This is a genomic window from Hymenobacter sp., assembly GCF_035709525.1.
In the GTDB taxonomy this organism is placed as follows: Bacteria; Bacteroidota; Bacteroidia; order Cytophagales; family Hymenobacteraceae; genus Hymenobacter.
In genome coordinates this window covers 20926-30433 of record NZ_DASTEP010000044.1, presented here as the reverse complement: position 1 = coordinate 30433, position 9508 = coordinate 20926, and the positions used below count along the sequence as shown (strand labels likewise).

Below are 9508 nucleotides of genomic sequence, written 5' to 3'. Positions count from 1 at the left end.
ACGACGAGCGGACAGCCGGCGAAAAGCCGGCAGCCCGCCCCGCCCGAAACCACTCTAAATGGCATCCAGCCCCGGCAAACCGAGCAGCTCGGCGGCGCGGCGCGCCACGGCTTTGACCCCGGCCACATCCGCGCCGGTGATGGTCAGGTGGCCCATCTTGCGGCCGGGGCGCGCGTCCGATTTGCCATACAGGTGCAGGTGCGTGCCGGGCAAACTCAGCACGGCGTACCAGTCCGGCTCGCGCTGCTGGCCGTCGGGGCCGAACCACACGTCGCCCAGCAGATTGAGCATGATGGCCGGCGAATGCTGGCGCGGCTGCGGCAGGGGCAAACCCGCCATCGCGTGCACCTGCAAGTCGAACTGCGAGGCGTCGCAGGCGTCTATCGTGTAGTGGCCGCTGTTGTGCGGGCGCGGGGCCATCTCATTGACTACCAGGCCGCCGTGTGCGCTGCCATCCTCCACCACAAAAAACTCGACGCACAGCACCCCGACGTAGTTGATGTGCTGCGCAATGGCGATGGCCGCTTCGCGGGCCCGCTCGGCCAGGGCCGGGGGCACCGCGCCTTCGTAGGCCGAGGTCACGGCCAGAATACCCGCCTCGTGCACGTTGCGTTGCGGGGCGAAGCTCACGACCTGCCCATCCCAGCCGCGGGCCACCAGCACCGAGCACTCGGCGGTGAGTGGCAGCATCTTTTCCAGCACGCAGGCCACGCCGCCCAGCTCGGCCCAGGCAGCGGCCAGCTCGGCGGTGGTCTTCACGCGGATTTGGCCCTTGCCGTCGTAGCCCATGCGCGCCGTTTTGAGGATGCCGGGCAGCAAATCGGCCCGGTCGGCCAGCACGGCCTGGAGCTGGGCTTCCGTTTCGAGCACCGCGTAGGGCGCGCAGGTCACGCCCGACACGTCGGCGCAGGCCGCGAAGTGGGCTTTCTCCTCGATGCGGTTTTGGGCAATGCCCACCACGGCCGCGCTGGGGGCCACGGGGCGGGTTTGGGCCAGCGCGTGCAGGGCCTGGGCGGGCACGTTCTCAAACTCGGTGGTGATGGCCTGGCACAGCTGGGCTAGCTCGGCCAGCCCGGCCAGGTCGTCGTAGGCGGCCTGGATGTGGTGGTGGCTCACTAGCCCGGCGGGGCTTTGCGCGTCGGGCTCCAGCACGGCGGTGAAGTAGCCCAGCCGCTGGGCGGCGTGCACAAACATGCGGCCCAGCTGGCCGCCGCCCACTACGCCCAGCGTGGCCCGCTGGCCGGCGGCATCTACACTGCCCGGAAAAATCGGGGTCAGGGCTGTCTCGTGCGTAGCAGCGCTCATACGGGCAAGGTCATGGCGCGGGCGGCCTCGGTTTGGTCGGCGCGAAACGCCTGGAGCTTGCTCGCCAGCTCGGGGTTGTGCAGGGCTAGCAAACTCACCGCAAACAGCGCGGCATTGGCCGCCCCGGCCGTGCCGATGGCAAACGTGGCCACCGGTATCCCCTTGGGCATCTGCACGATGCTGTGCAGCGAATCGACGCCCTGCAAGTGGCGGCTGGCCACTGGCACGCCCAGCACGGGCACCGTGGTTTTGGCGGCCAGCATGCCCGGCAGGTGGGCGGCCCCGCCCGCCCCAGCAATGATGGCCTGCAAGCCCCGCGGGCCGGCCTGCTCGGCGTAGGCAAACAAGTCGTCGGGCATGCGGTGGGCCGATACCACGCGCGCTTCGTGGGCCACGCCAAACTGCGTGAGAATCTGCACGGCGTGCTGCATGGTGTCCCAGTCGCTGCTGGAGCCCATGACCACGCCAATCACTGGCTGGCCGGGGGTAGCGCTGGGGCTGGGGGCGTCGGGGGTAGCAAGGGTACTCATAGTGAGCCTTATCGTAAGGGGCAGGGTAGCCCTGGGTGGTCTAAAAAAGCGGGATTGCGGACGTCAGCGCGGGCTAGCCCCCGCCGCCGGGCAGCCAGCTACCGGGCTGCGCATCATCCCGCCAGGGCAACGGGCCATCGCTGGGAAGCCCGTTACCACGGCCACAAATTTACTGGTGCAGCCTACGTGGTAGCGGTGCAGCCAGAAGATTTTACCCGGAAGCCTACAGCGGTTACCCGGTAACTATATAAGCTACAAGCGGTATCTTAGGCGTAGTAAAATCAGCGTAGCTACTTGTAGCGCACCGCAACTCGGCGATGAACAAACTCACCAGATACAGCAGCTTTGAGGAGATGAAGCGGGATACTGCGCCCGCCACTTAGCCCGCCGCCGAAAAGCAGCGGCTTGATGCGGAAGCCCAGCAAATGGCCGAAATGCTCCACGCCCTGCGCGCAAAAAGGCTGGCTAGGCCCTAACCACAAACGCCATGACGCTAAAGTAGACTCGCATCAATAGACCAATTAATGACTGACCGTTACACAGCAAACGCCTCCGCAGGTGCTACTACGTTTGAATTTGTGAGTGAAGGGCCGAAGGGGAAGGTAACGAAAATTGTCCGCTACACAGAATCACATCTGAAAGGCCTCTACAACATGGGCTTTGGCGATAAAGATGAGCTAACGAACTACCTGAGCGATACGAGCGTCACAAATAATGGCGACAGCCAAAAAGTTCTGGCAACCGTGGCGGCTACGTTGTACGTTTTTACGGATGAATATCCTGCCGCTTTGATAGTAGCAACGGGCAGCACGGAAGCCCGAACCCGCCTCTATCGCATGGGCATCGCCAACAACCTGGAAGCAATCGAACGCGATTTTATTGTGCTCGGTTTAACAGCAGGAGAGTGGCAGCCTTTTCAGCGCGGCGTCACCTACGGCGCATTTTTAGTGCGTCGCAAATCTTTATCTTTACAGCCATGAAATCGAAGAAGGAGTCAGTAAAAAAGAAATTGCCCGAAGGCTTTACTATTAAGCCAGGTTTGGACGAACAATATGCTAATCAGCCATTGTTTCAGGATAAGGTAGACCGGGTAAACTATATTCTGAAAACGGTTGGCTTACCTGACTTCAAACTACTAGTGGAATAAATCAGTGCCACCCGTGAAGGCGTCCGCCGTGCGGATTAATCATGACCTTGATAAGTACAGCGACGTCATACTTTTCCCTGAAAAGCTGGCCAAAGCCAATGGGTTACTTAGAAAAGCCGGGCCGCCGAAATTTTCAGAGCCGCAGAAGTGAATTTTGTGACTTTGTATAGTTGATATTATTGAAATGTTAAAGGCAAGTCAAGACGACCAAGATGCTTTGCAGTTTGCAAGTGTTTTAAGCAAAGCTAATTTACATGGTAGCATAAGCATTGGCAAGTTTTCTCTGCCATGTAAAAGAGGAGTTTCTGATAGTATTCAGTATAACCAGGCGGGACTGGATATGCTGAATAATCAGCATGAATACACCTTTGATATCCAAGACGGAGAGCTGCAAGTTTCGTTGCAATTGTATGAGAATATAGCTGGTCATCACAGACTATTTTGCTACACTAGAATTGGCAATAAGCAAGGAATGGCATTTTCTGTGAACTTGACTACTGAGAAAGAAGGCGATAATGTTATTTATCTGACGCAAAAGATAAAGTTTGTAGAGCAGTATAAGGGAAGTACAAACCTCGCACAAGCTCATAGAAGGCAGAAGCAAGTAGTTTTCTGCGACCTTCTTAAAAAACTTGGTTTGGATGTAACCGAAAGCGGAGATTTGCTATTAGGGGTATTTGACCCTTTGAAGGGAAGATTAATTAATACTTCTGCTGACTCATTTCTGAATGATTTTATCGTTGTTTCTATTCTGAAAGGCCATTTTCAGGGTAATAAAGGTTGTCAACTTGAGATATTGCCTACTTATAATAAGTTAGATTACATCTTTACCGGAAAAGATGAAGAACTAGACTTGCCTGCGAAGCTTGTTGATAATAAAGTAAAAAGAGTGATTCCGTTAGGAATGCGCTACAAGGTTTTAAAAAGAGATTCCTTCAAATGTGTTGCTTGTGGACGAACTGCCAATGATGGAATTAAGTTACACATTGACCACAAAGTGCCGTTTTCACTTGGGGGCCTGACGGAACTCAGTAACTTGCAGACGCTTTGTAATGAGTGTAATATAAGTAAGAGTAATAAATTTTTGGATTAAGTTGAATAGAAAAGCGCCCCGCAGCCAATCAGCTACGGGGCGCTTCTTTCTATTAAACCTAACTCAATCTTACAGCAGCTTATCAATCGTCAGCGGTAATTCGCGGACGCGCTTGCCGGTGGCGTGGTACACGGCGTTGGCGATGGCGGCGGCTACGCCCAGCATCCCGATTTCCCCGACGCCTTTGACGCCGATGGGGCTGGCGATATCGTCTTCCTCCTCCACGAAAATCACGTCGATTTTGTGGATGTCGGCGTTCGTCGGGATGTGGTACTCGGCGTAGTTGTGGTTCACGTAGCGGCCGAGGTCGTTGTTGAGGTAGGTTTCCTCCATCAGGGCCATGCTGAGGCCCCACACCGTGCCGCCCAGCACCTGGCTGCGGGCCGTTTTGGGGTTCATAATGCGGCCGGCGGCCACGGCATTCACCACGCGTGTCACGTGGATGGTGCCCAGGTCCTCGTCCACCTTCACTTCCACAAACGCCGCGTTGTGCGAGTGCATCGAGTACTTCAACATGTTGATGGGGTTGGGGCCAGCCTTGCCCTCCGCCTCAATTTTGGCCTCGCCACTGGCGGCCAGCACGTCGGCAATGGCCACCGAGCGGGTGATGTCCTCGTTGGCGCGCAGGTGGCCGTCCACGAACTGCACGTCCTCGAAATCGACGCCGGCCAGGGGCGAGTCGTCCATTTTCTGGGCCAGCTTGAGCAGCTTTTTGCCCACTTCCTGGCAGGCGTTTTTCACGGCCGCACCCACCGAGTTGGCGGTCCAGGAGCCGCCTTGCACGGGGGCGGCGGGCATGTTGGTATCGCCGAGGCTGAAGGTGACTTGCGCCATGGGCAGCCCGAGGGTCTGGGCGGCCATCTGGGTCATAATGACGTAGGTGCCAGCGCCTTGGTCATTGGTGGCGCTGCTCACGGTGAGGTGACCGTTGGCCGTGAGCACGGCCTTGGCGGCGGCTTTCTGCATGGAAGCGTCCCAGCAGCCAGCGGCCACGCCCCAGCCCACGAGCAGGCCGTTTTCGTCGCGCATCGAGCGGGGCGCGGGGTTGCGCTGGTCCCAGCCGAAGCGGGCGGCACCTTCGTGGTAGCAGTCGTCGAGGCGCTTGCTGGTGAAGGGTTTGTTTTCGGTGGGGTCGGTGTAGGTGTAGTTGAGCAGGCGGAACTCGAGCGGGTCTTTGCCGGCCTTGTACGATAGCTCATCAATGGCGCTTTCGCTGGCGAAGTTGCCAGTGGCCGCGCCGGGCGCCCGCATATCGAGCGGCGTAAACACGTCGATTTTCGACAGCTGGTAGTCGAAGTTGGTATTGGGCGAGTTGTAGAGAATGCCCGTCCAGTTTACCACCGTTTCGGTGGCGTTCTCAAACTGCGAGGTCTCAGCCAACGCCTTATGTTCCAGGGCCTGAATGTGACCCTGCTCATCAGAAGCAATACGCAGCTTTTGCAGCGTGTGGGGCCGGTGGCCAAAGCTGAACATCTGCGTGCGCGTCATCACGACCCGTACCGAGTGCTCCAACTCCAGGGCCGCCATTACGGCCAGAAACACTTGGTACTGCGGACGCAAGCCCGAGCCAAAGCCGCCACCCGTGAACTTCGAGATAACCCGTGCCTCGTCGGTGCTCAGCCCGAAAATCTTGGCGATGTACTGCTGCACGTTGGGCGCGCCCTGCGTCTTATCGTAGATTTTCATCTTCTTGCCGTCGCCCAGCCAGTCCACGGTAGTCGCGAACATCTCCATCGGGTTGTGGTGCTGCGCGCGGTGGATGTACTCGCCGGCCACCTTGTGCGGGGCCTCGGCAAACGCCTTGTTCATGTCGCCCTTGGGCTTGGGCGGGGGTAGGAAACCCGTTTTGCCCTTGGGCGCATCGAAAGCTTCGCCGATAACCGAATCTAGGTCTGTGTTGTGCTTTTCTACATCGTACTCGATGCGCAGCACCGAAGCGGCGTAGCGGGCCAGCTCAAACGTATCGGCCACGACCAGCGCCACCGGCTGCTGGTTGAACATGATTTCGGGCTCGTGCAGCGGGCGGAAGGGCGAGCCGCCGGGGGCCACATCGTCCTTATAAGCGCGGTCGAACCAGGCAAAAGAGGGCACATTCTCGTGCGAGAATACCTTGTGCACGCCCGGAATGGCCAGCACCTCGTCGGCGTGGATTTTGGTAATCTTGCCCTTGGCCACGGGGCTGTTCACGATGTAGCCGTACCACAGCGGGCCGGTCACGCCGAACTCGGCAGCGTACTTGGCCGCGCCGCTTACTTTGGCCGGGCCATCGGTGCGATTAATGGGTTTGCCAATCACGTCGCTGTCGAGGCGCACGGTAGGCGGGGTGGCAATAGTCTGGCTCATACTAGCTTACGGATTAGAATTCAAAAACACGTTCGGGTTCACTACTTGGCTCATTTCGGTGGCCTGCTTGAGCGCCCGCACAATGGCGCGCTTGCCCAGCTCAATCTTGAACGAGTTGTGCAGCGAGCCTTCGCCGTAGCCCTTGGCCTCGGCAAATACCTTGGCGGCCACCTGGCGGAACAAGTCGGGCGAGGCCGTCTGGCCTTCCAGCATCTTCTCGGCCTCCTGGTCACGCCAAGGCTTATGGGCCACGCCACCAAGGGCAAAGCGGGCCTTCTCGATGGTAGTTCCGTTCATCTTCAGCCCCACGGCCACGCTCACCAGCGCAAACGCGTAGCTGCTACGGTCGCGCAGCTTGAGGTAGGTGAAGTGGTCGGCGTAGCCTTCCTCGGGCAGGTCGATAGACACGACCAGTTCGCCCGGTTTAAGGGTGTTGTCCTTCTCGGGGTGGTCGCCGGGCAGGCGGTGGTAGTCGTCAAACTTGATGCTGCGCTCGCCATCGGGGCCTTGCACGCGCACCACAGCCTCTAAGGCCGCCAGCGCCACGCACATGTCGCTGGGCTGGGTGGCGATGCAGCTTTCGCTGGTGCCCAGTACGCCGCACACGCGGTTGGGGCCAGTGAGGGCCGAGCAGCCGGTGCCGGGCTCGCGCTTGTTGCAGGGCGTGGCCAGGTCGTAGAAATAGTAGCAGCGGGTGCGCTGGTTGAGGTTGCCGCCGTTGGTGGCTACATTGCGCAGCTGCGGCGTAGCCCCAGCCAAAATGGTTTGGCTCAGCAGCGGGTAGCGCTTTTCTACCTCGGGGTGCCAGGCCGTGTCGGCGTTGGTAGCCAGCGCTCCTAGGCGCAAGCCGCCATCGGGCAGGCTGCTGATGTCGGTGAGCGGCAGCAAACCCAGGCTGGTAAGGTGGGTCGGCCGCTCAAGGTTATACTTCATCAAGTCCACGAGGTTAGTGCCGCCGCCTAGATAGGCCGCGCCGTCGTGGCTAGTTAGGTCGCGCACGGCCTCGTCGGCGGCTGTGGCTTGGGTAAGGGTGAAACTATTCATAAGGAGCTAAGGCTAAGGGGTTATTCGACCGAGCTGGCTTTGGTAGATGCTACCGGCACGGTGATGAGCACGCCGTTATCGACCACGGCCTCGCCGTTGTGCAGCACTTCCATCACGGCCGACAGGATGTTGGTGTAGGCGCCGCAGCGGCAGAGGTTGCCGCTCATGTGCTCGCGCACCTCGTCCACGGTCTTGCAGCGCCCCTCATTGATGAGGCCTTGCGCCGAGCAAATCTGGCCCGGCGTGCAGTAGCCGCACTGAAAGGCGTCGTGGTCTACGAAGGCTTGTTGCAACGGCGAGAGGTTGTCCTCGGTGCCCAGGCCTTCGATGGTTTCGATTTTCTTGCCCTGGTACACCGTGGCCAGTGCTAGGCAGGAGTTAATGCGCTTGCCATCAACTAGTACAGTGCAGGCACCGCACTGGCCGTGGTCGCAGCCTTTTTTGGTGCCAGTCAGGTCCATGTACTCGCGCAGGGCATCGAGCAGGCTGGTCCAGGGCGCAATCTGGATGGTGCGGTCCTGGCCGTTCACGTTGAGCGTCACGGCCTGGGCGGGCACTACGTGCGGCGCGGTTTTGTCGAGCGGCTCTTGGATAAATTGGAGACTCATGGAGCGATAGGGTAGAAGGGGTAAAGCAAATAGCTGCCTATGGCAGCTGGCTGGGCAGTTCCTCTACGCTACGGCTTAGCGCGGGGCTTTGATGTTTTAAAACAATCTAAATAAGCTTGTTACTTGGACTGTTAAGCTGTGGGGTAGCTTGACTGTCAAGTGCCTTGAGAATTCCGGTGCTAATTGGCGCGTATGAATCTTTTATAAAATGGACCTGTAAAACCGTAGCGCTAAAGCGTTGTATATCTGCGGATATTACGGCGTGAAGCAGTCAGTTGCATGCACGAAAAAGCCCCAGGATAGTTGCTCGCTTGCTCTCGACTACCAAGGCGCTAAGCCAATTGATTGAGAGCAAGCGAGCAACTGTCCTGGGGCTCGTTGGGCGCAAAAGGGCGTTAGTAGCGCGTGGCCAATTCGGGCAATAAATGATTGATAACGCTGTAGTTTAAGCCCGTCCAGTACTCCGAGTGGGCGGCATCGGTGAAGGTGGCTTCATCAGCCGCCAGGGTGCGGTAATCGTCGGTGACCAGGAAGTCCTCTACATCGTTGATAGATGCAAAGGCTAGCACCGAAATCGCGTCAATCAGCTCGCCCTCCGGGTCAGGCTGTTGGCTCGAGCCGATGTTGTGCAGCTGGGCGTAGCGGCGCACGTACTGGTGGGTGGCAGGCTGGGCCAGCACCAGTGGCGCGTGCTGCCGCAACAGCCGCTCCTGAAAAGCCTCGCGGCTCAGCTCGGGCCGGCGGTAGTGCAGCCGCACCAGGCTAATGGGGTCGCGGTGGCGAGGGCTGGGCAGCAGAATGTACTCGCGGGTAATCTCGCGCGTCACCAGCCGAAAGGCCGTTTGCTCGTCGGCAATAATGCGCTCGGCGTACTGCGGCTGCTTCAGCACCCGCTGGATGTCGGCCTCAGCCGCGTAGGCGATGTAAGCAAAGCCGTCGAAGCGCGGGCGCTGGTAGGCTGGCACGCGGGCGTGGGGGTTGGCCACGAGCTTGCCATCAGGCGTGGTCATGGCCAGGTAGGGCGGGTGGAAAAACGACGACGGCCCGCCCGCAATGCGGTGCACCTGGTCGTAGCGCAGCACCGGCTCGTTGTCGGTGCCAGGCTCCTCGTAGGCAAACTTCGGGCCGTGCACCTTGCGCCAATACTCGTCCCAGCGCTCGAAAGCCAGGTTGGGGTTGCCTTCCAACGCAATTTCAGCGGGCTCGGTATCCGGGTTTTCCAGGCCCTGCCCATGGCGGCCTTTGTTTGAGCCCTCATCGATGAGCCGCTCGGTGCGGGGCGTGTTGTCGGCCCGCGTCAGGAAGGTGGGCGTGACGATGAGCGGCGCGGTAGTAGTGTGGTAGGTATCGCGCCCCGGTGGGCGCTGGCGGTTGTCGGCCCTGGGGTCAAAATCGGTTTCAGGCATGGGAAAAGGAAGTGAGAAAAAGTAAAAGCCGA

The 9508-nt window shown here is 59.3% G+C and carries 8 protein-coding genes; 2 read left to right on the top strand and 6 right to left on the bottom strand.

Annotated features, from left to right (window positions below):
• Nucleotides 1-54: 54 nt before the first annotated feature.
• Nucleotides 55-1305, bottom strand: a complete 1251-nt coding sequence (locus VFO93_RS03910; protein ID WP_325133011.1) for a 5-(carboxyamino)imidazole ribonucleotide synthase — start codon at nucleotides 1303-1305, stop codon at nucleotides 55-57.
• Nucleotides 1302-1835 (bottom strand): 5-(carboxyamino)imidazole ribonucleotide mutase, encoded by a 534-nt coding sequence (gene purE, locus VFO93_RS03905; protein WP_325133010.1) that lies wholly within the window; start codon nucleotides 1833-1835, stop codon nucleotides 1302-1304. The genes VFO93_RS03910 and purE overlap by 4 nt, the downstream gene beginning before the upstream one ends.
• 524 nt (nucleotides 1836-2359) lie before the next feature.
• On the opposite strand from purE, the gene VFO93_RS03900 reads away from it, so the two are divergent.
• Nucleotides 2360-2815, top strand: coding sequence for a DUF6934 family protein (locus tag VFO93_RS03900; protein ID WP_325133009.1), 456 nt, complete (start codon nucleotides 2360-2362; stop codon nucleotides 2813-2815).
• A gap of 351 nt (nucleotides 2816-3166) precedes the next feature.
• Nucleotides 3167-4075, top strand: coding sequence for an HNH endonuclease signature motif containing protein (locus VFO93_RS03895; protein WP_325133008.1), 909 nt, complete (start codon nucleotides 3167-3169; stop codon nucleotides 4073-4075).
• 69 nt (nucleotides 4076-4144) lie between these two features.
• Here VFO93_RS03895 and VFO93_RS03890 read toward each other — a convergent pair whose 3' ends face one another.
• The 4 genes from VFO93_RS03890 to VFO93_RS03875 all read right to left on the bottom strand — a co-directional run bounded on the left by VFO93_RS03890 (nucleotide 4145) and on the right by VFO93_RS03875 (nucleotide 9476).
• A complete protein-coding gene (locus VFO93_RS03890) occupies nucleotides 4145-6418 on the bottom strand; it encodes a xanthine dehydrogenase family protein molybdopterin-binding subunit (RefSeq protein ID WP_325133007.1) in 2274 nt (757 codons plus the stop codon).
• A gap of 6 nt (nucleotides 6419-6424) precedes the next feature.
• A complete protein-coding gene (locus VFO93_RS03885) occupies nucleotides 6425-7462 on the bottom strand; it encodes a xanthine dehydrogenase family protein subunit M (RefSeq protein WP_325133005.1) in 1038 nt (345 codons plus the stop codon).
• A 20-nt stretch (nucleotides 7463-7482) separates the two neighbouring features.
• A complete protein-coding gene (locus VFO93_RS03880) occupies nucleotides 7483-8070 on the bottom strand; it encodes a (2Fe-2S)-binding protein (RefSeq protein WP_325133004.1) in 588 nt (195 codons plus the stop codon).
• Nucleotides 8071-8465: 395 nt separating this feature from the next.
• Nucleotides 8466-9476: an EthD domain-containing protein gene (locus VFO93_RS03875; protein ID WP_325133003.1), complete on the bottom strand. Its 1011-nt coding sequence runs from the start codon at nucleotides 9474-9476 to the stop codon at nucleotides 8466-8468.
• Nucleotides 9477-9508: the final 32 nt, after the last annotated feature.

What these genes read in the sequence shown, in the direction of transcription:
- VFO93_RS03875 (WP_325133003.1), bottom strand. Translation starts at nt 9,476, where the DNA reads ATGCCTGAAACCGATTTTGACCCCAGGGCCGACAACCGCCAGCGCCCA.
- VFO93_RS03890 (WP_325133007.1), bottom strand. Translation starts at nt 6,418, where the DNA reads ATGAGCCAGACTATTGCCACCCCGCCTACCGTGCGCCTCGACAGCGAC.
- VFO93_RS03910 (WP_325133011.1), bottom strand. Translation starts at nt 1,305, where the DNA reads ATGAGCGCTGCTACGCACGAGACAGCCCTGACCCCGATTTTTCCGGGC.
- VFO93_RS03900 (WP_325133009.1), top strand. Translation starts at nt 2,360, where the DNA reads ATGACTGACCGTTACACAGCAAACGCCTCCGCAGGTGCTACTACGTTT.
- VFO93_RS03895 (WP_325133008.1), top strand. Translation starts at nt 3,167, where the DNA reads ATGTTAAAGGCAAGTCAAGACGACCAAGATGCTTTGCAGTTTGCAAGT.
- VFO93_RS03880 (WP_325133004.1), bottom strand. Translation starts at nt 8,070, where the DNA reads ATGAGTCTCCAATTTATCCAAGAGCCGCTCGACAAAACCGCGCCGCAC.
- purE (WP_325133010.1), bottom strand. Translation starts at nt 1,835, where the DNA reads ATGAGTACCCTTGCTACCCCCGACGCCCCCAGCCCCAGCGCTACCCCC.
- VFO93_RS03885 (WP_325133005.1), bottom strand. Translation starts at nt 7,462, where the DNA reads ATGAATAGTTTCACCCTTACCCAAGCCACAGCCGCCGACGAGGCCGTG.